This window comes from Selenomonas sp. oral taxon 126, from assembly GCF_001683335.1.
Classification (GTDB): domain Bacteria; phylum Bacillota; class Negativicutes; order Selenomonadales; family Selenomonadaceae; genus Centipeda.
This window is the reverse complement of record NZ_CP016201.1, coordinates 1,569,015-1,588,276: the sequence shown is the minus strand read 5'-3', so window position 1 is coordinate 1,588,276 and position 19,262 is coordinate 1,569,015. Positions and strand designations below refer to the sequence as shown.

Here is a 19,262-nt window from a genome sequence, read left to right as displayed (position 1 = left end):
AATCCAGTCCTTTGCACGCAGATGATCGAGCATAGCACCTCGGACACGCACACCGGCATAGGTCTCAAATTTATTGCCGCGCGCGAGCTCGTAGCGCTCAATCGCATCCAAGAGGCCGAAGAATCCGCTGCTGAGGAGATCCTCACGGTCAACATGCTGCGGGAGACTGATTGCAATGCGCCCGGCAACAAGGCGGACAAGGGGAAGATAGTGCTCGGCGATCCGGTTGCGTACGTCAACGGTCTTTTCCGTCTCATACGCCCGCCACAGGGCATCGATATCTTCTGCCGGCTGTGCCGTCATTGCACTCATCTCCTCTCATTCCCGCTGCACTGCTTACGCCGTGGCCGGCGCGCTCTCCCCATCCGGCGTCCTCATATGGACAAAGGAATCCTCCGAGAGTGGCTGGAAGTTTGTTGGTGCAGCGAACTCCTCTGCTGCCTTCTCCCCATTCTCGACGGCATCAAAATCAATTTCATCGGGATCATAGAGCTGCGTCTGCATATCCTGCATGCGCTCAGCAGGCTCTTTGTCAAAGGCAGCCCAGCCCTTCGCCTCCAGGATGAAGACAACGAGATAGGTGAACAGTCCTGCACATAGAAAAGCAACAAGGCTGCGCAGGAGAGCTGTCGTCACACGCGCATCGCCAAGCATGCCCGTAATAAATACAATGAGTGCAGCGATCACGGAGAATATGAGCGCCATACCGAGTTTGAACACGAGTCCACCTGCCTTTCTATATTGTCTTATCGCCCTTGCTGACCGTCTTCACCGTATATGTTCCATCATTGAGATCAATCGACACCGTACGCCCATAGTTGAGTCCGGTATCCTCCGCGATGAGACGGATGCCGTTCTGGGCAAGCAGCTCCTTCGCCGCCTGTGCATTGCGTTCGCCCACGCGCATGACGCTCGTTGTATTCGAGAACGCGAACATTTGGGCTCCGCCGGCAATCTTCGCAACAAGACGGGATTTGACGGCGCCAAGTCTCAGAACATCCGCGAGCATCAGCGGAAATCCCGTGTCGATAAATTTTGCAGGTGTGTCCGAGGGGCGCGCCTGTTTGCTGTCCGGCAGCATATAGTGGAGAAGTCCCCCCACCTTTGCCTGGGGATCATAAAGGGAAAGCCCGATACAGGAGCCCAGTCCGTAGCTGATGAGTGTGGACGGAGCTGCGCCGACTTTGTAGTCGGCCATACCGACTTTTATCAAATCCGGCATATCATCCAACTCCTACCGCATTCATAATGGTGCCAAGAGACCCGGGATCCGGGACAAGAAAGAAATGTCCGTTGATGCTCCGATCCTCCGCAACAAAATTTGTCTCGATGAGAAGCGCATGATCTCCCATCTCGCCGAGCTGAACCAAAACGACATTGAGAATAGCACCTGCCATATCCACGGCAAGTGCAGGAATCGACGGCAGCATACTCATGCCCGTAAATGTGTAGAACGCATTCAGATAGGAACCGGCAAGGATGTTGCCGATCTCCATCAGAGCCGATTCATCCATGGTATCGAGCTCTGTCGTCTCCCCGCGCTCCCGTCCGAGCAGCGTGTCCACAAGTGCAAAGGCACTCTCGCGCGGGATGAGGAAGAGAATGTTGCTTGGAGCCTTGCCGTAAACGCGCAGGAAAATACCGACGACAACCAGTTCCGGTCCGCCGACAAATTCCGGTACATCTTCAATTGGAACGAGTGCCACATGGGGCACATTCATCTCAATACGACGCTGAATGAGACGGGAAAGTGCCGTTGCGGAGTTCCCCGCACCGACATTCCCGATCTCTCTAAGCACATCCAGCTGCAGCTCTGACAGTTCTGTCAGATTCTCATCTACACTCATTAACTCTACCTCTCACCACGGGGCAATCATAGGGAATCTCTTCCCTTATTTTGCTTCCTTCGGCAGTCCCACGATTTCCTCCAGATTGAGGAGGACAATAAGTCTGCCGTTGATGTTGCCAATGCCGCTGAGGAATTTGCTGCTCTCGCGCGCATTCGTCGCCTTCTTCGTATCAACGGGTGCATTCTCGAGGCTCAGAACCTCCGTCACCGCATCGACGAGCATGCCGACGTGAACATCCTCGACGGAGACCGTGACAATGCGCGTGCGATCGGTATACGGTGTCTCCGCGAGCCCGAGGCGCTGCTTGAGATCGATGACGGGGAGCACCGAACCGCGCAGATTGATGACGCCCTTGATAAAGTCCGCCGCAAACGGAACACGCGTGATATCCGTCAAATTGCGGATCTCCTGCACGTTCAGAATGCTGACGCCGTATTCTTCATCGCGAAGATTAAATGCCACATACTGCGAGTTCTGCGGCGCATTTCCCTGATTCATATCCTCTGCCATCTTCTTTGCCCTCCCCTGCTTACTGCTGTATCATCGTCGCGACATCGAGAATCAGTGCAACCTTGCCGTCGCCGAGAACGGTCGCTCCGCCGAAGAGCTTGAGTCCGGCGAAGAGATTGCCGAGCGTCTTGATAACGATTTCCTGCTGGCCAATCAGATTGTCGACGACAATGCCCGCCTTCGCCTCGCCCGCATGGACGACAACGACAAAGAGTTCGTCGGAGTCCTTTGTATGCGGCACCTGGAGCGCCTCCTCCATGCGGATAATCGGGATGATCTCCCCGCGCAGGACGATGACCTCCTTGTTCTGGACGGTCTGAATATCCGTGGGTTCGATGTTGATCGTGCTGTCGATGGAGCCAAGCGGGATGGCATACATCTCCTCCTGCACCTGCACAAGCATCGCCTGGATAATTGCGAGTGTGAGCGGCAGTTTGATCTTGAAGACGGAGCCCTCGTCGATATGCGTCTCCACGTCGACGTGTCCGGAGAGCGCCTCGATCTTGCTGCGCACAACGTCCATGCCGACGCCACGTCCGGAGATGTCCGTGATCTGCTCCGCCGTGGAGAAGCCCGGCAGGAAGATGAGGCGCACGGCGTCCGCATCGTCGAGACGGTCTGCCTCGTCCTGCGAGATCATCCCCTTCTCGACTGCCTTACGGCGAATCTTGTCCGCATCGATGCCAGCGCCGTCATCCGTAATCATGATGACGACGTTGTTGCCCTCGTGACGCGCGATAAGTCCGACCTCACCAACGCGCGACTTGCCCTTTGCCTCGCGCTTGTCGGGGCTCTCGACACCGTGGTCGAGCGAATTGCGCAAGAGATGCATGATCGGATCGCCGATCTCGTCGATAACGGTACGGTCAAGCTCTGTCTCCTCGCCCTCGATCGTGAGGTTGATGTCCTTGCCGAGCTCCTTCGACACGTCGCGCACCATGCGCGGGAAACGGTTGAATACGGCGCTGACCGGAACCATGCGCACCTTCATGACGATGTTCTGCAGATCGCCCGTCACACGATCCATCTGCTCGAGCGTCTCCATGAGATCACTCATGCGGTGCGTCTGGCCGATCTGCTCGAGACGCACTTTATTGATAACCAACTCGCCCATGAGGTTCATGAGCGTGTCGAGTTTTTCGATATCGACGCGGACGCTCTGGCTCTGATGCTGCTTCTTTGCAGGAGCGGCAGCCGGCTTTGCAGACTCCTTTTTGGCCGCAGGGGCTGCGGGCTTTGCCGTAGACACCGCAGGTGCAGCGGGCGCTGCCGCAGGTGCAGGAGCCGCCTCTTTGCCGACCTTGTCAGGATCAATGGCGTTTACCGCGATGTCCTCGATCTCGGAGACTGTATCCACAGCGTTCTGCACGGCCTCGGCATCGCTGCTCGTAGCAATGAGCACGTCAAAGCTGCGCTCGAACTTCTCCTGCTCGAGATCTTCGGCAGGCGGGATGCTCTTGATGACATCGCCGACCTCATCCAGCGCGTGCATGACCATGACGGAGCGTGCTGCCTTGAGCACGCAGGTCTCCATCAGGGTAACCTTGACATGGAACAAGTTCATGCCGGCTTCTTTCGCCTTCTTCATAACATCGAGATCGATATCATCAAGTTCGAGATCCGTCCCGTCAGCTGCGCCGGTCGGCGCAGCCGCACCGGCAGGGGCAGCTGCAGCAGGTGCCGCAGCAGGCGCAGGAGTACCCTTGGAGATGGAGCTCAGCTTTGCCACGAGGTCGGAGACATCAACGACATCCTCTGCCTCGCCGTTGCCGACACTGTCCACCATCTGCTCAAGCGAGTCCAGACATTTGAACAGGGTGTCCATAATGTCCTCGTTGAGTTTCAGCTGGCTCTTACGAACGAGATCCAGCACGTCCTCCATCTCATGCGTGAGTTCTGCAATCTTGGCAAATCCCATCGTTGCGGACATACCCTTGAGCGTATGCGCATTGCGGAAGATGTCGTTGACGGCATCAATCTCCTCCATGTTCTCCTCGAGACGCAACAGACCTTCATTGAGAGACTGCAGATGCTCATGCGACTCATCCAGGAACATATCCATATACTGGTTATCCATTGATACTCCCCCTATTTCCTATCTTCTCACAGCCGCCTCGATCGCGCTTGCAATCTGCGGTAATGGGCATATCTCATCGGCCAGCCCCGCGTCGATTACGGATTTTGGCATTCCGTAGACGACACAGGTTGCTTCATCCTGCGCAATGCAGTAGCCGCCATTTTCCTTAATTTTGCGCATCCCTTCGCGCCCGTCATTGCCCATCCCCGTGAGGATCACGGCAACAACATCCTTTCCCAAATGGGCGACGGAGTCGTACATCACATTGACTGCAGGACGGTGGTTGCCAACGGGCGGTTCATCGCTGAGCGCAATCCGCCGCACGCCGGATTCATGCAGAATGCGCAGGTGATAGCTCCCCGGTGCGATATAGACGCAACCAGGTTCGAGCAGTTCCCCGTCCCGTGCCTCCCGCACATTCACCTGTGCAACGCTGTGCAGGCGCCCTGCGAGTGCATTCGTAAACCCCGCCGGCATGTGCTGCACGACAACAACAGGGCAGGGAAAATGCTCCGAGAGCCCTGTAATGACCGTCTGCAGTGCCTGCGGACCTCCCGTCGACGATCCGATGACAACAATCCGCGTACACAGTGCGCCCTTGCTGTCAACTGCAGACGTAGTCTTTGCTGTGTCACTCATCTTTTACGCGCTCCACCTGTGCACGCTGCACCTGGAACAAATAGCGGATGATCTTATCCCTAATGCTGCGCGAAATCGATTGAAACTGAACACCAATGTGATAGATCGGCACATCCTCCTCACGTTCAATGCGCGTGCATCGCATGACGTGCGTCATGAGTTCAATCGTCCCAATGCCGGGGAGGTCATTGATCTCGAGCGCCGCCTCCGAATCGAGCGGCACCGACTTCGGCCATACGAACGCAAGACCGCTGCCGCTGAGATCCACAACGGGCACACGCTTGGGCGCATCAATCTTCCCTTCGCGGTCAACGAGTCGCACCGTTGCAGTGAGATTCACCCTGATGCGGAAAAGACCACGCTTTTGAAAGCGTTCCGCGACCTCGGGAAGGGAAATATGAAGAACGGGAATCCGCCCTTCATGCCGTCCATGACTGCGGTGCACGCTGAAGAAGCGATAGTGACACCCGTCTCCGCCGGCAAGCACGTAGAGATTCTCTCCGGTATGCGGGATCACCGGGACGCGGCGCTCATCAAGCGGCATGGCTACAACGAGTTCGTCACCGATAATGTCCTCTATACGACTCGTATAGCCGGCGGCTCCCTCCTCGCTGTTTTCAAAATATATTTCCAGCCTCTGCCCGATTGATAAAACACCCCTTGCCTGTACCAATTCGCCCGCCATCTAAAATATCCTCCTTGGGTACGCTTAAAACTTAAAAATTTGCTGTAAAAAACCTTTCCAACCGCGTTTCACATTCATTTCGCCGCCCGTGAGCAACGCCTCTGCCAAGGCATCAATACAGCGTGCTGCCGCTGCATCCGGCGCGCTCTTGAGGAGCGGTGTCTGACGCCGCACGGCCTTCGTCACCGCCGTATCCTCGAATACATAGCCGAGACAGTCCACGGGCATGTGCAGGAATTTTTCTGCCGCACGCTGGAGCTTCTGCGCAACTTCTCGGCTCTCCTTCGCCTCGTATACACGATTGATGATAAGTCTGAGATTTTTCTGTGCGGCATAGATACTGTATGCCTTCATCACAGCGTAGGCATCCGTGAGTGAGGTCGGCTCCGGTGTCGTTACGAGCAGCACTTCATCTGCGGCTAGGATGAAGTCCATGACATTGCGCCCAAGACCCGCGCCCGTATCCACAAGGATCAGGTCGGCACGCGCGGCGCAGTCCGCAAGTTTTTGCCGGAGCAACAGCTTCTCTGCATGATCGTATTCAAGCGCCTTTTCAATCCCTGAGCCACCCGAGATATACTCGATGCCGTGCGGGGTCCGGGCGATGACATCATCCAACGAGACCTGCGGCTGAAGGAGGTCGAGCAGATGCTTGCGTGAGGCCGTCCCGAGCAGGATATCCACATTCGCCATGCCGAGATCGGCATCGATCACAAGAACACGACACCCCCTGCGTTGCAGAGAGATCGCAAGATTGACGGCAAGGTTGGTTTTCCCGACCCCTCCCTTGCCGCTCGTGATTGCAATCACGCGTACAGCGCCCCACGCCTCGGCCTGGGCAGGAGAGAGCGCGGACACGGTCGTCGTCTCGGAGCCGACCATCTGACGCAGCCGCGTTGCCTGATCTGTCATGTCATCTCCTCAATAAGAGCTCCGCGAGCCGATCCGCCGTCGCCGGAATGATGTCATCCGGCACACTCTGACCGTTCGACAGGAAGGAGAGCGGGAGCTCGCTGCCCGCAAGCAGGTTGAGCACCATGCCGATTGTCCGCGTCTCATCCATCTTCGTGAAGATCATGCGATCCGGCTTGCACACGGAGAAGCGCTTCATGATCTCCGCCGCATCCTCTTCCTTCGTGGTCGCGCTGACGACGAGATGCTTCTCCATGCGCGGGTGCGCAGCGAGCAGTTCCTTCAGCTCATCCATCTGAAACTCATTATACTGACTGCGCCCCGCCGTATCAACGAGGACGAAATCCTTGCTGCGGTGGCGTGCGATTGCCTTTCTGAGATCGGCTGCGGAGTAGACGACCTCCACGGGGAGCCCCAGAATTTCAGCGTATTTTTTCAGCTGTTCCACCGCCGAAATGCGGTAGGTGTCTGCGGTGATGAGCGCGCCCTTCAGATTTTGCTCCAAGACGAAATGCGCCGCCACCTTGGCAAGCGTCGTCGTCTTGCCGACCCCCGTCGTCCCGATAAAGGCAACGACGCGGGAACCGTGTGTGCCCACCTTCAGTCCGTCCGTGAACTGCATCACCTGCGCGAGGTAGCCGGAAAGGACACGCGCGGCACGCGGGTCGAGACTGTCGAGATTCACATCTGCAACGGGAATCTTCCCGGACAGCTCCTCGCAGAGTTCGGCACGCACATCCTGACGACGCAGCGCATCCTGTATGGAGATGGTTTCCTTCGGCTGATTCGCCGCCATCATGGAGGCGAGCATCGTCTTCATCTGCGCGAGCTCATCCTCGAGGAGTCTGATCCGCTCCGCCGCACGCTCATCCTCCTGCGCTACGGGAGCTTCCGCTGCGTCAGATTCCGCCGCTGCAGGCGCGGGCGGAACGGCTTCGGGTGCTGCATCGTAGACCGGCGTCGTAGGAGGCACAGGGGCAGGTGTAGCCGTCGGAGCAGCCGCAGCATACACCTCCGCGGGATAGACCGAGGCGGCAGGTGCAGCATACGCCTCTGCCCCCAATTCGCCCCCGTAGGTCTCATATGCCTGCATCCCCTGCGGCGGCATGGGTGCCGCCCCCTCTGCAGAAGTGCCCGTCATCCGATACTGATTCAGCACATTGGACGGCAGAATCGGCGCGGCAGGCGGCACGTACGCCGACGGCACATGCGGCACGCGCGTCTGCGTCTCGTCGACCGCAGCCGTCACCTCGATCATCTCCGCACCGCCAAGCACACCGCCCTCACGATATTTCTTTGTATGGAGGAGGACGGCATCGCTGCCGAGCTCGTCCTTGATCTGTTCCATGGCTTCCTTCACGGAGGAGGCACGCACCGTTCGGACCTGCACTTAGATTCTCACCACCCCAAGGATCTGGATTTCAACATTTTGCTCAATCTCCGCATGTGAGAGCACAATCAGCCCCGGAATGGAGCGCTCCACGAGATTGCGGAAATAGGGTCGCACGGTCGGACTCGTGAGCACGATGGGCTGATAGCCCTGATTCGTCAGCTTCTTGAGTTCCTCTTCCAGCGCCAGCAGGAGCTTCTGCATGGACTCGGGGTCGAGGCTGACGTAGGAGCCGTGCTCCGTGCGCTGCACACTGCCCGCAATCTTGTTCTCAATCGCAGGGTCGAGCGTGATGCACGGGAGCACTCCGTTCTGTACGTTCTGCTGCGTGATATGCCGCGCCATCGCATGACGCACATATTCCGTCAGGATGTCCGTATCCTTCGTCGCTGTGCCATAGTCGGCGAGCACCTCGAGGATCGTACTCATGTCGCGGATCGAGATGCGCTCGCTCAGGAGATTGGCAAGCACCTTCTGTATCTCGCCCACACTGAGCAGGTTCGGGACAACCTCGTCCACAAGCGCGCCATTGCTCTTATGGAGATTGTCGAGGAGGTTCTGCGTCTCCTGACGCCCGAGGATCTCAGCCGCATGCTGCTTGATGATCTCCGTGAGATGCGTCGCGAGCACGGAGACCGCGTCGACCACGGTATAGCCGTTCAGCTCCGCCTGCTCGCGCTCGTTCTCCGAGATCCAGAGCGCGGGCAGACCGAATGCCGGCTCCGTCGTCTCAATGCCCGGCACCTCCTCGAACACCGTTCCCGAGTTCATCGCAAGATAGTGATCGAGCATGAGCTCACCGCGTGCGATCTCAATGCCCTTGAGCTTGATGATATACGCATTCGGCTTGATCTGTATATTGTCGCGGATGCGGATGGTCGGCACGACGAGACCGAGTTCGAGCGCACACTGCCGCCGGATCATGACGATGCGGTCGAGCAGGTCGCCGCCCTGCCCCGTATCGACGAGCGGGATGAGGCTGTAGCCGATCTCGAGCTCCATCGGGTCGACCTGCAGGAGCGACACGATATTCTCGGGCGTCGTCGCCTCCTTCTTCGCCTTTGCCTTCTGCTCGACCTGCTGCACCTCCTGCTCCACCGCCTGACCGCGCTGCAGATTCCATGCAATCAGACCGCAGACCGCAGCGAGCGCCGTGAACGGAACGCCCGGCAACCCCGGCATGACAGCGAGGAAGAGGAGCACGCCCGTGAGGATCATAAAGATGCGCGCATTGCGGAAGAGCTGCTTCACGAGATCGCCGCCAAGGTTCCCCTCTGCCGCCGAACGCGTGACAATGATACCGGTTGCCGTAGAGATGAGCAGCGCCGGAATCTGTGCGACCAAACCTTCACCGACCGTCAGCAGCGTATAGGTCTGCAGCGCCTGTGCTGCATCCATATCACGCTGCAGCATGCCGATGACAAAGCCACCGCCGATGTTGATAATCATAATGACAATCGCGGCGATTGCATCTCCCTTGACAAACTTCGAGGCACCGTCCATTGCGCCGAAGAAATCCGACTCACGCTGCACCTTCTCGCGGCGCCGCTTCGCCTCCGCATCCGTGATCGCACCCTGATTGAGGTCGGCGTCAATCGCCATCTGCTTACCGGGCATCGCGTCGAGTGTGAAGCGCGCCGAGACCTCAGCCACGCGCTCCGAGCCCTTCGTGATAACAATGAAGTTGACAATGACGAGGATGACGAACACGATGAAGCCGACCACCGCATTACCGCCGACAACAAAGTTGCCAAACGCAGTAATAACCTCCCCGGCATAGCCATTGAGGAGGATCAGACGTGTCGAGGAGATATTCAGAGCCAGCCGAAACAGAGTCGTAATCAGCAGCAGCGAAGGAAAGACCGATAGGTCGAGCGCCTCCACATTGTAGATTGCCGACATCACAACGAGCAATGCAATCGTAATATTCAAGCAGATAAGAACATCCAAGATAATCGTTGGCAGGGGGATAATCATCATGATGACGATTGTCACAATGGCAACGGCGATCAGGACATCACTGTATCGTTGTATGAGATTGCCGGATGCAAGGGGATTTACACTGCCGGACTGCGGTGCTGCCATGCTCTCACTCACTCCCTCATTCCCTTAGGCGGACGAATATGCCGTTCGTCCTCTCAATATTATATCAAATATTACAAGTACGTCAAACGCCAATCGAGACTTTTGTCATAGATGCGCCAAATTCAGACCAATTCCAACGAATCAAGACAATCAATAATAACGTAATCTCATGCACCGCGCCGCCCATGCTTCAGACGGTAGACGTATGCAAGCACCTCGGCGACCGCCTGATAGAGTTCCTGCGGCACGGAGTTCCCCACCTCAACGGTGGCATAGAGCGTACGCGCGAGCGGCTTGTTCTCAATGATCGGCACGTGTGCCTCGCGTCCGATCTCCTTGATGCGCTGTGCAACGAGATCCTGCCCCTTGGCAATCACGGACGGCGCAATCATTCCCTGCTCATAGGCGAGTGCCACGGCATAGTGGGTCGGGTTTGTGATGATAACATCCGCCTTTGGAACTTCCTTCATCATGCGTGCCATCGCCATCTGCCGCTGCTTCTGGCGAATCTTGCCCTTGATCTGCGGGTCGCCCTCCGTCTGCTTCATCTCATCTTTGACTTCCTGCTTCGACATCTTGAGATCCTGCGTCGTCTGCCATTTCTGGTAGCCAAAATCCATGAACGCCATAATCATGATGACCCCGATGACGATGAACGACATCTGAAAGATGATCTCCGCGACCAGTGCGAGGCTCGTCGTCAGATCGAAGAACATGAACTGCGGCATTGCAAGGATCTGCTCGTGAATGAACCGATAGAGAAAGAAGCCAATCACGAGAATCTTAAAGAAGGACTTCACCAGCTCCACAAGAGAGCGCTTCGAAAAGATGCGCCCGAATCCGTTGATCGGGTTGAGCTTGTCCAGCTTGAACTCAATGGATTCTGTATTGAAGTTCAGCCCTACCTGGAAGAAGTTGATCGCAAGGCCGATAATCATGATGAAAACCATGATGGGAAACGCTGTTTTTGCAAGAACGAGGACAATGCCGATAAAGATGCGGAGAATGTTCTCCGTATCCACCGTCTGGTTCAGATTGCTGAACACATAGGTCGTATAGGTCGCAATCGATACGTAGATCGAGTCCCAGAGCAATTTTAGCCCGAAGAATCCGATGAGCAGAACGAAGGCGCTGTTGACCTCCTGACTGCGCGCAACCTGTCCTTTCTTGCGCGCATCGGCGCGTTTCTTCGCCGTTGGTTCCTCTGTCTTTTCCCCCGCAAAGCGCTGGAGATCAAAGACAAACGGCGGACTATTGGAGGGCTCGCACTGCAAGTGATATATTTCCATACATTTCATTGAACAGCACATCCAAAAACAGGACATAGAACGGAATGACCATCGACAGCACGGTGATACCAATCATCAGCTGCATCGGGATGCCGACGACAAAGATATTCATCTGCGGCATTGTACGTGCCAGAATTCCAAGCCCTACATTCGTGAGGAGAATCGCAAAGGTAATCGGCATTGCAATCTTCATGCCCGTGAGAAAAATACCATTTGTGAAGTTCGCAATCAGGAGCGCTATTGAGATATTCGGCTCGATCCCGGCGATCGGCACGACGCGAAAACTCTCCATGAGGGCGGCGATAATCATGTGATGCCCGTTTGTGACGAGCAGGATGATAATCGCCAAATTATAAAGAAAACTTCCGATGAGCGGTATCTGCTGACCGGAAGTCGGATCCACAACATTGACAATGGCAAATCCCACCTGCATATCCATGACCTTGCCCGCCATTGTAATCGCAGCAAAGGAGATATATGCCACAAAGCCGATCAGCCAGCCGATAAAGAGTTCACCGATTGCAGCGACAGCAAACATGATGATCGTCTCAGGAACAACAGGTGCGCCCAGCCCATCAATGACCGGAAAGAGTACGATTGTCATTGCAAGTGCCAAACCGACGCGGAAATACGCCGAGATATTCATACTGCCAAAGAACGGGGACACGAGAAAGATCCCGCTGATGCGTGTGAGCATCAGCAGAAATACCGCTATATGCCCCTGCAGCAGTTCATACAAATCCATGCACTGCCGCCCCCCTCAGCGCAGATACTGCGGCAGATTGACAAACACATTGGTCACGTACTCGACCATGATGCGTAGCATCCACGGACCGAAGATCAGGATTGCAACAAAGACCGCAATGATCTTCGGGATGAACGCGAGTGTCTGCTCCTGAATTGAGGTGGTCGCCTGAAAGACCGCCACCAAAAGACCGACAATCAGCCCAAGTCCCAGCATGGGAGCAGAGACCAGAAGAACGATGAAGAGCGCCTCCTGGGCAAGCTGGATGACCAAATCTCCGGACATCGCTCTGCCTCCCCGCTAACGGAAACTCATGATGAGCGACTGGATCAGCAGATGCCACCCATCAACCATAACAAACAGGAGAATCTTGAACGGCAGGGAGATCATGACCGGCGGCAGCATCATCATACCCATCGACATGAGGGTACTTGCGACAATCATATCGATCACGATGAACGGAATGTAGATCATGAAGCCGATCTGAAACGCTGTCTTGAGCTCACTGATGATAAATGCGGGGATGAGGGTAAAGGTCGAGACATCCTCCGGTCCCTCCGGACGCGGTGCTTCCGAGAGGTTGACAAAGAGCGCGAGATCGGATTCCCGCGTCTGGCGGAACATGAACTCACGCATGGGGGCGACAATATTATCCAGCGCCTGCTCCTGCGAAATCTGTCCCGCAAGATAGGGCTGTATGCCATTCTCATTCGCCTGTCCCCAGTAGGGTGCCATGATATAGAATGACAGAAAGAGCGAGAGTGCAATGACGACCTGATTCGGCGGCACATTCTGCGTCGATAATGCATTGCGCAAAAAGCCGATGACCACAACAATGCGGACAAAGGATGTCGTCATCACGAGAATGGCAGGTGCAAGGGACACAATCGTCAGCACTGCAAGCAGCTGCATTGTAGTCGCCACTTGCTGCGGATTCTCCGCTGTCCCCACATCCACACTCACCGAAGGAATCAGGGGCGCAGCCCCCGCATGACCCATTCCCAGCAGCAGGAGGAGCGCCGCACTCCCCAACACAAGCATTTTGCGCTCCAACCCCGTCCCCCCATTTCTCTTAGCCGCCTTCACTTACGGAAAAGCGGCGGTATCTTCTGAACAAAATCCGACAGAGAACCGAACTGCTCCTGAAAGACGCCTCCCCCAGAGGGCGCTGCACTACGAATCTCCTCCACCGTCTCCGGATCATCGATCTCCGTAATCAGGTGAATGTTCGCATCCGTCACCCCGAGTACGAAGACACGCCCAAACAGCTCCACAACACAGACCGAGCGATTCGGTCCGAGCGGCAGCTGCAGATAGACCTGTCCCCCGCGTTCGGCGAGTCTCTGCATGGAGTTCTTGCCAAAGGCGCGTGCCACAACATACGCCAGAATGACCACGAATGCAAAGACAGCAAAAAGGCTGACCACATAGGCGACCGTCGACCACCATGACACGGCCGACGGACGCGGGTCAGCCTCTTCATATCCGGCTAAATATCCGCCGCCCGTCTCACCTGCGGCAGATACATCTCCCATGCACACAAAAAGAAGAAGACATCCGAGCCACAGGGACAGCGAAACTATCCGTCCGTTCATCAGCCGACGGCTTTGCGGATGGCCTCCAGCACACGATCCGCCTGGAACGGCTTCACGATGAAGTCGCGCGCGCCTGCCTGAATTGCCTCGATAACCATCGCCTGCTGTCCCATAGCGCTGCACATAACAACCTTTGCAGCGGGATCGACCTTCTTGATCTCCTTGACAGCAGTGATGCCGTCCATCTCAGGCATCGTGATATCCATCGTCACGAGATCCGGCTTGAGCTCCTGATACTTCTCAAGTGCCTTCATGCCGTTCTCAGCCTCGCCGACAATTTCGTAGCCGTTCTTCGACAGGATGTCCTTCACCATCATTCGCATAAATGCTGCATCATCAACGACCAGAACGCGAGTTGCCATATTCTCATCTCTCCTTAATTCGATAGAACATCCCTATTCCAAAGGGCATTAAACGCGCACACAAAGTATGTGCTTTTTTCATCGTTACTCATTATAACGAAATCTGCCCTCTGTGACAAGGATTTTCTACACCACACCCAAAAGTTCCATTACCTTCCGTTACTGAAGGCGTGCAGCACGCTCCAGCGGGCTGACAATCTCTGTGATACGAACGCCGAAGTTCTCGTCGATGACGACAACCTCACCCTTCGCCAGATACTTGCCGTTGACCATGATATCCACGGGTTCGCCGGCAAGTTTATCCAATTCCACGATCGATCCCTTTGTCAGATCGAGGATATCCTTGATCGACTTCTTCGTCCGACCAAGTTCCACGTTGACCTGAAGCGGTACGTCGAGAATAAGACCGATATTTGCATCATTGACCTGTACCGGAGCGGAGCTCAGCGGTGTAAACTGAGCAGACTGTACCGGCACATTCGACGCGACATGTGGCTGCATAGGCGGTGCTCCATATCCATAGTTTGCAGGTGCAGCAGCTGCTGCGGGAGCCGACGGCGCTGCCGGTGCAGGCGCTGCAGCTGGGGGAGGAGGCGGTGCGGCGGCTGCCACGACAGCTTCTTCCTCATTATCGACATCCGGCTGCTGATTCATCAGTGCGTCGACCATATCCCTTGCGACGTCGAGCGGCAGGAGCTGCATGATCTCACTGTCGATGAGACCGTCCACCTCCATGCGGAACGATGCCTGAATGATCGGATCGACCTTGTCGAGAAGCTTGGATACGACCTCCTCCGTCCCGAGATCGACGAGTGTGACCACGGGTGGGGTAATATCCACCTTCTTGCTGAACATTGAGGAAAGCGAGGTTGCAACGCTGCCCATCATCTGGTTCATGCACTCGCTGACCGCACTCATATGGAGTTCGCTCAGCTCCGCATCGGGATTCGTGCCGTCATTGCCCATCATCAGATCGGCGATGATCGCAGCATCCTTCGCCTGGATACAGAGGACATTATTGCCCTCAATCCCAACACTGTAACCGACCTCCACCACGAGGAAGGGAAGCGGATACTTTTCCTTGAGCGTGCGCAGATTGGACACCGACACCGTCGGCGTTGTGATCGACACCTTGCGTCCAAGGAGGACGGAGAGCGTCGTCGCGGCGCCGCCCATCGAGATATTGCCGATTTCCCCGAGTGCGTCGCGTTCCAGATCGGTAATGCCGGCGTCATCGCTGCCGGAAGATGAGTCGGCCGCGGGGGCGGCTTCATCGGCAGACGAGTCATCGCCGCCCGCTCCACCGCTTAGGAGGGCATCAATCTCCTCCTGCGAGATCATATCATCACTCATTCGCGTCGTCATCTCCTTCTATAATGCCGGATATTTGCACAGCCATGCGTTTTCCGGATGTCCCCGGATGCGCGCGGAACTTCGCATTGGAACCAACGTAGCAGACGAGTTCATCCTTCGCCAGCGTGTCCAGTTGGAGCACATCCCCAAACCCAAGTGTCAGGAACTCGTGGATCGTAATATCGACCGTACCAAGTTCCACCGTAAACGGCACCCGTGTCCGTTCAATCTTGCGCTGCAGCTCCGCCACCTGCTCGGGCGAACTCTCCTTATCCACGGAGGATGCCACCCAGAACGACGTGGTGAGCTTCGACATGACCGGCTCGAGCACCAGATAGGGAATGCAGATGTTCATCATGCCGTCGACCTCGCCCATTTTGATGTGAATCGTGACGAGCACGACCATGTCACTGGGCGGTACGATCTGTGCGAACTGCGGATTCGTTTCCATCGTCTCGAAGTTCGGACGGAACTCCACCACATTGCTCCATGCTTCCTTGAAATAATTGGTCACCGTATCGATGAAACGGCGCATGACCGCCGTCTCAATGTCGGTTAGCGCGCGCGACTTAAGGCCGGATTTCCCTTCTCCGCCGAAGACGCGGTCGATATAGGCAAACGCCACATCCGTGTTGACCTCGACAATGATGTTCCCCTTCAGCGGCGGCAGCGCGAGAATCCCAATGACCGATGGATTCGCCATGGACTGAACGAACTCCTGATAGGTTAGCTGCTCGACTGACAACACCTCGATCTCGACCATGGTACGCAGAGTTGCCGACAGATATGTGTTCAGAAGACGCGAAAAGCTCTCATGCAGCATGAAGAGCGTGCGGATCTGATCCTTTGAGAACCGATCCGGCCGCTTAAAGTCATAGACCTTGACCTTGCGTTCCTCTTCTTCCGCCTTGACTTCCTCGGCGGAAACCGAGCCATCTGAAAGAGCCGAGAGCAGCTTATCTATTTCAGATTGAGACAGTACGTCCTCAGCCAAGACTCTTCCCCCTTCCCATTGTGCAGTGATTCATCGTGCTTACTGCAGCAGGAAGCTCGTGATGTAAACATCATAAACAGAGCCCTGACCCAGACGTTCATTCAGCGCGTCCTTCAGCTGCTTTTTCAGTTCATCCTGCTTGGATGCATCGAACTCCTCGAGCGGTGCGGCACGCAGGAACTGCATCGTCGTATCGAGGATCTTCGTCTCCGCGACCGAACCGACCTTGCCGTCCACAACATTGTCCGATTTCCCGGGGTTCAGCTCAAGAACGATGCCCGCCTTGAGGAACTTGCCGGAACGCCCGCCGCCGACATTGACGAGGATGCCTTCCTTCGGATCGCCAAGCTTGTAGAACACGCCCGGATCGTGATTTGATCTGCTCCCGCCGCCATCGTCCGCACGCGAAGGCGTCTCCGCCTGCGAGAAGATGTAGTACGAGATGCCTCCGGCCGCTGCCACTGCGACAAGAACCGCCACAATGACCACGACAATCATCATGAGCATGGGCGATTTCTGCTTTGGCTGTTCAGCCGCCTGTTCTTCCTTTTCCTCCGCCATGAGTTTATTCCCTCCCTAAAAATGACCACGAAGCCGCAGCGGCTCCACACACAGGCACTCCCTTGCCACGAAGAGGAAGACCGTTCCTCCTATTATACCAAAGGAATGGAATTTCGCCAACTAATTTTGATGAAGTGCACGCCGATACTTGATGGTGCGGCGCACAATCTCCTCCATCGGCTCCTCGACGATCAGCTTCTTGCCGTTGGTCAGCGTAACGACCGTATCCGGCGTCTCCTCGATGCTCTCAATGATCTCCGCATTGAGGACGAACTCTCCTTTTTTGTTCGTCTTGGAGTTGAACTTCGTCAGCATAATCATGACAGGCTTTCCCTCCATTCCCTTCCCGTTTTCTGCGCGCAGCAAAAATTACGTGCATATGATTACCTGATATACTTTCGCCGTCATCATCACTTTTCCTTTTTTTTTAGGACTATTTTTTCATCATAGCTTAAATTTTTCACAAAAAATTACCCGAGCTGGGATAAAAATGACAGCGAGCGCAGCGGATGACCAACGAGTTCCCGCACATGCGCGAGCACGAGCGACTCCGCCATCATGAGCGTCCCGCCGCGCAACTGCAAGGCGGGCGGGTTCTCCCAGTCGAGCTGCTCGAGCCCAGTGAGGAGCGTACGCAGCTCCCCCGAAAAATCTGCACTGTCCTCCGTGCGGCAGTCCGCGCAGAGAACGCCGTTCTCCTGCGCGTGGAAGAAGGCATCCCCCTCGATCGGAGTGCCGCAGTGCAGGCAGCGTTCATAGCTCTGCTCGAGACCCGCCGCCGCGAGCGTCTGCAGGACGGCGGCGAGCGCCGTGACGCGTGGATTGCGCGTCTCGAACGCCGTGAGGATCGCAGAGAGACGATCAAAGAACGCCTCATCCGCAATGCCCTCGGGCATAAATTCGCGGATGACCTCCGCGACAAAGGTCGCATAGGCGAGCGCCGTGAGGTCGAGCGAGAGCTTTGCGTGATGGGCACGCACGCTCGCCGTCTTGACGGTCTCGATGCGTCCCCCCTCGGCGAATTGCAGCTCGGCGTGCACGAACATCTGCATTGCGCCCGCAAGCGGACTCCGCGGGCGTCGGCAGCCGAACGCTGCGGCGCGCAGGAGCCCGCGCTCGCGCGTGAAGATCGTCATGACCTTATCCGCCTCGCCCCAGCTGCGCGCACCGAGGACAATGCCCTCTGCCCCGTAGAGCGCCATCTAGTCTTCCGCCTCCTGCACGCCGTCGGCGGGAGACTGCGCGGATTTTTTCGGCAGGGACTTCTTTTTCCGCTCAGCAAGCGGCATGACGGCGCCCGCCGTAAGCATATACTGCAGCGCCTCCTCCTTTGGGATGTCGATCGTCACCGCGTCCTCCTCCTTGACGAGCAGGGTCGTCCCCGAGGTCATATTGAGGCTCCACGGGACGAAGACGCAGATATAGCCGCCGCCCATCGCCGCCTGGAAGCGCGGCGGCAGATCCGCCATGACGAAGCCGAGTGCACGCGCGCCCTGATAGGGCACGTGGACAACGCGCTTGAAATTGCTGCTCGAGTCGAGCACGGCTTCGGAGAGCCGCTTCACACTCGTGTAGATGAACTTCACGAACGGGATCGTGCCAATCATGTTCTCGCCGAACGCAATGAGCTTTGCGAGCGCCCAGTTCGTCGACGCCCAGCCGACAGCGTAGATCACGAGAACGAGCGTGATGATGCCCATTCCCGGAAAATAAAAGGGCAGATACTGCCCGAGCACGCCCTCCGTGAAGCGCAGCGTCCACTCGATGACGAGCAGCGTGATGATGACGGGCACGAGGACGAGCAACCCGTTCACAAAACTCCGTGAGACCTGCTTCATCGTGCGCCGATAGAGCTTGTTCAGCCGCAGCGTCATCTCCTGTCCCCCCCCTTTTTTAGGTTCTATGATAAATGGAGTGCCCCGTGCGAACTCCACGCAAACACTTAGTTACGCAAGCGGTCGCGTTCTCGTTCGCTGAGGGAATCACGGACTCATTCAGCCATTCATCTTGGCACATCTTTTCCGCCCTCTCTGCGTCGATAAATCCTCAGCATAGCCACCGCTATGCCTGCGGTTTATCTTCTTGACAGGACGAAAAATCTGCACCAATCTGAACGGCATCATTGAGTTCGTGATTCCCTAATACCTGCGGACTTCTTAAACGCGCTTCGCTTGAACGAAAGAAATCCGCAGGGGGCGAGTCGAACGCTTTTCTC

23 protein-coding genes are annotated in these 19,262 nt (G+C 56.4%); all 23 read right to left on the bottom strand.

Annotated features, from left to right (window positions below):
- Positions 1 to 303: sigma factor (locus tag AXF19_RS15295; RefSeq protein ID WP_268271674.1), on the bottom strand; the 303-nt coding region annotated here is incomplete at its 3' end.
- Positions 304 to 336: 33 nt separating this feature from the next.
- A complete protein-coding gene (locus AXF19_RS07200) occupies positions 337 to 720 on the bottom strand; it encodes a hypothetical protein (protein WP_066846937.1) in 384 nt (127 codons plus the stop codon).
- A gap of 16 nt (positions 721 to 736) precedes the next feature.
- Entirely contained in the window at positions 737 to 1,222 is a 486-nt protein-coding gene (locus tag AXF19_RS07195) for a chemotaxis protein CheD (protein WP_066846935.1), read from the bottom strand.
- Between the two features lies 1 nt (position 1,223).
- Positions 1,224 to 1,847, bottom strand: coding sequence for a chemotaxis protein CheC (locus AXF19_RS07190; RefSeq protein ID WP_066846932.1), 624 nt, complete (start codon positions 1,845 to 1,847; stop codon positions 1,224 to 1,226).
- A 45-nt stretch (positions 1,848 to 1,892) separates the two neighbouring features.
- Positions 1,893 to 2,360, bottom strand: coding sequence for a chemotaxis protein CheW (locus tag AXF19_RS07185; RefSeq protein ID WP_066846928.1), 468 nt, complete (start codon positions 2,358 to 2,360; stop codon positions 1,893 to 1,895).
- A 19-nt stretch (positions 2,361 to 2,379) separates the two neighbouring features.
- Positions 2,380 to 4,437, bottom strand: coding sequence for a chemotaxis protein CheA (locus AXF19_RS07180; protein ID WP_066846925.1), 2,058 nt, complete (start codon positions 4,435 to 4,437; stop codon positions 2,380 to 2,382).
- 18 nt (positions 4,438 to 4,455) lie between these two features.
- Positions 4,456 to 5,076, bottom strand: a complete 621-nt coding sequence (locus tag AXF19_RS07175; protein ID WP_066846924.1) for a CheB methylesterase domain-containing protein — start codon at positions 5,074 to 5,076, stop codon at positions 4,456 to 4,458.
- Positions 5,069 to 5,761 carry a flagellar brake protein gene (locus tag AXF19_RS07170; RefSeq protein WP_066846923.1) on the bottom strand — a complete coding sequence of 231 codons (693 nt, stop codon included), beginning with the start codon at positions 5,759 to 5,761 and terminating at the stop codon, positions 5,069 to 5,071. The genes AXF19_RS07175 and AXF19_RS07170 overlap by 8 nt, the downstream gene beginning before the upstream one ends.
- 24 nt (positions 5,762 to 5,785) lie before the next feature.
- Positions 5,786 to 6,673, bottom strand: coding sequence for a MinD/ParA family protein (locus tag AXF19_RS07165; RefSeq protein WP_066846922.1), 888 nt, complete (start codon positions 6,671 to 6,673; stop codon positions 5,786 to 5,788).
- Between the two features lies 1 nt (position 6,674).
- Positions 6,675 to 8,063, bottom strand: coding sequence for a flagellar biosynthesis protein FlhF (gene flhF, locus AXF19_RS07160; protein WP_066846920.1), 1,389 nt, complete (start codon positions 8,061 to 8,063; stop codon positions 6,675 to 6,677).
- Positions 8,064 to 10,148: a flagellar biosynthesis protein FlhA gene (gene flhA / locus AXF19_RS07155; RefSeq protein ID WP_066846917.1), complete on the bottom strand. Its 2,085-nt coding sequence runs from the start codon at positions 10,146 to 10,148 to the stop codon at positions 8,064 to 8,066.
- A 167-nt stretch (positions 10,149 to 10,315) separates the two neighbouring features.
- Complete coding sequence (flhB, locus tag AXF19_RS07150) at positions 10,316 to 11,437, bottom strand: flagellar biosynthesis protein FlhB (RefSeq protein WP_066846914.1); 1,122 nt, start codon at positions 11,435 to 11,437, stop codon at positions 10,316 to 10,318.
- Positions 11,400 to 12,182, bottom strand: a complete 783-nt coding sequence (gene fliR / locus AXF19_RS07145; RefSeq protein ID WP_066846912.1) for a flagellar biosynthetic protein FliR — start codon at positions 12,180 to 12,182, stop codon at positions 11,400 to 11,402. Before fliR ends, flhB begins: the two co-directional genes overlap by 38 nt.
- Before the next feature lie 15 nt (positions 12,183 to 12,197).
- Positions 12,198 to 12,467 (bottom strand): flagellar biosynthesis protein FliQ, encoded by a 270-nt coding sequence (fliQ, locus tag AXF19_RS07140; protein WP_066846910.1) that lies wholly within the window; start codon positions 12,465 to 12,467, stop codon positions 12,198 to 12,200.
- A gap of 15 nt (positions 12,468 to 12,482) precedes the next feature.
- Positions 12,483 to 13,235 (bottom strand): flagellar type III secretion system pore protein FliP, encoded by a 753-nt coding sequence (gene fliP, locus AXF19_RS07135; RefSeq protein ID WP_066846908.1) that lies wholly within the window; start codon positions 13,233 to 13,235, stop codon positions 12,483 to 12,485.
- Positions 13,236 to 13,264: 29 nt separating this feature from the next.
- The gene (locus AXF19_RS07130; protein WP_066846907.1) at positions 13,265 to 13,777 is read right to left on the bottom strand and encodes a FliO/MopB family protein; all 513 of its coding nucleotides are present in this window, start codon (positions 13,775 to 13,777) and stop codon (positions 13,265 to 13,267) included.
- On the bottom strand, positions 13,777 to 14,139 hold the full coding sequence (locus AXF19_RS07125; RefSeq protein WP_006692844.1) for a response regulator: 363 nt from the start codon (positions 14,137 to 14,139) through the stop codon (positions 13,777 to 13,779). Before AXF19_RS07125 ends, AXF19_RS07130 begins: the two co-directional genes overlap by 1 nt.
- A gap of 159 nt (positions 14,140 to 14,298) precedes the next feature.
- On the bottom strand, positions 14,299 to 15,492 hold the full coding sequence (gene fliY / locus AXF19_RS07120) for a flagellar motor switch phosphatase FliY (protein ID WP_066846906.1): 1,194 nt from the start codon (positions 15,490 to 15,492) through the stop codon (positions 14,299 to 14,301).
- On the bottom strand, positions 15,485 to 16,486 hold the full coding sequence (fliM, locus tag AXF19_RS07115) for a flagellar motor switch protein FliM (RefSeq protein ID WP_066846903.1): 1,002 nt from the start codon (positions 16,484 to 16,486) through the stop codon (positions 15,485 to 15,487). The genes fliY and fliM overlap by 8 nt, the downstream gene beginning before the upstream one ends.
- Before the next feature lie 39 nt (positions 16,487 to 16,525).
- The gene (locus AXF19_RS07110) at positions 16,526 to 17,047 is read right to left on the bottom strand and encodes a flagellar basal body-associated FliL family protein (RefSeq protein ID WP_066846899.1); all 522 of its coding nucleotides are present in this window, start codon (positions 17,045 to 17,047) and stop codon (positions 16,526 to 16,528) included.
- Between the two features lie 120 nt (positions 17,048 to 17,167).
- Positions 17,168 to 17,368, bottom strand: coding sequence for a flagellar FlbD family protein (locus AXF19_RS07105; RefSeq protein ID WP_009438920.1), 201 nt, complete (start codon positions 17,366 to 17,368; stop codon positions 17,168 to 17,170).
- A 149-nt stretch (positions 17,369 to 17,517) separates the two neighbouring features.
- Positions 17,518 to 18,249 (bottom strand): DNA repair protein RecO, encoded by a 732-nt coding sequence (recO, locus tag AXF19_RS07100; RefSeq protein ID WP_066846896.1) that lies wholly within the window; start codon positions 18,247 to 18,249, stop codon positions 17,518 to 17,520.
- Positions 18,250 to 18,921: a DUF502 domain-containing protein gene (locus AXF19_RS07095; protein WP_066846895.1), complete on the bottom strand. Its 672-nt coding sequence runs from the start codon at positions 18,919 to 18,921 to the stop codon at positions 18,250 to 18,252.
- Positions 18,922 to 19,262 lie beyond the last annotated feature (341 nt).

What these genes read in the sequence shown, in the direction of transcription:
- AXF19_RS07195 (WP_066846935.1), bottom strand. Translation starts at nt 1,222, where the DNA reads ATGCCGGATTTGATAAAAGTCGGTATGGCCGACTACAAAGTCGGCGCA.
- AXF19_RS07190 (WP_066846932.1), bottom strand. Translation starts at nt 1,847, where the DNA reads ATGAGTGTAGATGAGAATCTGACAGAACTGTCAGAGCTGCAGCTGGAT.
- AXF19_RS07185 (WP_066846928.1), bottom strand. Translation starts at nt 2,360, where the DNA reads ATGGCAGAGGATATGAATCAGGGAAATGCGCCGCAGAACTCGCAGTAT.
- AXF19_RS07180 (WP_066846925.1), bottom strand. Translation starts at nt 4,437, where the DNA reads ATGGATAACCAGTATATGGATATGTTCCTGGATGAGTCGCATGAGCAT.
- AXF19_RS07175 (WP_066846924.1), bottom strand. Translation starts at nt 5,076, where the DNA reads ATGAGTGACACAGCAAAGACTACGTCTGCAGTTGACAGCAAGGGCGCA.
- AXF19_RS07170 (WP_066846923.1), bottom strand. Translation starts at nt 5,761, where the DNA reads ATGGCGGGCGAATTGGTACAGGCAAGGGGTGTTTTATCAATCGGGCAG.
- AXF19_RS07165 (WP_066846922.1), bottom strand. Translation starts at nt 6,673, where the DNA reads ATGACAGATCAGGCAACGCGGCTGCGTCAGATGGTCGGCTCCGAGACG.
- flhA (WP_066846917.1), bottom strand. Translation starts at nt 10,148, where the DNA reads ATGGCAGCACCGCAGTCCGGCAGTGTAAATCCCCTTGCATCCGGCAAT.
- flhB (WP_066846914.1), bottom strand. Translation starts at nt 11,437, where the DNA reads ATGGAAATATATCACTTGCAGTGCGAGCCCTCCAATAGTCCGCCGTTT.
- fliR (WP_066846912.1), bottom strand. Translation starts at nt 12,182, where the DNA reads ATGGATTTGTATGAACTGCTGCAGGGGCATATAGCGGTATTTCTGCTG.
- fliQ (WP_066846910.1), bottom strand. Translation starts at nt 12,467, where the DNA reads ATGTCCGGAGATTTGGTCATCCAGCTTGCCCAGGAGGCGCTCTTCATC.
- AXF19_RS07130 (WP_066846907.1), bottom strand. Translation starts at nt 13,777, where the DNA reads ATGAACGGACGGATAGTTTCGCTGTCCCTGTGGCTCGGATGTCTTCTT.
- AXF19_RS07125 (WP_006692844.1), bottom strand. Translation starts at nt 14,139, where the DNA reads ATGGCAACTCGCGTTCTGGTCGTTGATGATGCAGCATTTATGCGAATG.
- fliY (WP_066846906.1), bottom strand. Translation starts at nt 15,492, where the DNA reads ATGAGTGATGATATGATCTCGCAGGAGGAGATTGATGCCCTCCTAAGC.
- AXF19_RS07110 (WP_066846899.1), bottom strand. Translation starts at nt 17,047, where the DNA reads ATGGCGGAGGAAAAGGAAGAACAGGCGGCTGAACAGCCAAAGCAGAAA.
- AXF19_RS07105 (WP_009438920.1), bottom strand. Translation starts at nt 17,368, where the DNA reads ATGATTATGCTGACGAAGTTCAACTCCAAGACGAACAAAAAAGGAGAG.
- recO (WP_066846896.1), bottom strand. Translation starts at nt 18,249, where the DNA reads ATGGCGCTCTACGGGGCAGAGGGCATTGTCCTCGGTGCGCGCAGCTGG.
- AXF19_RS07095 (WP_066846895.1), bottom strand. Translation starts at nt 18,921, where the DNA reads ATGACGCTGCGGCTGAACAAGCTCTATCGGCGCACGATGAAGCAGGTC.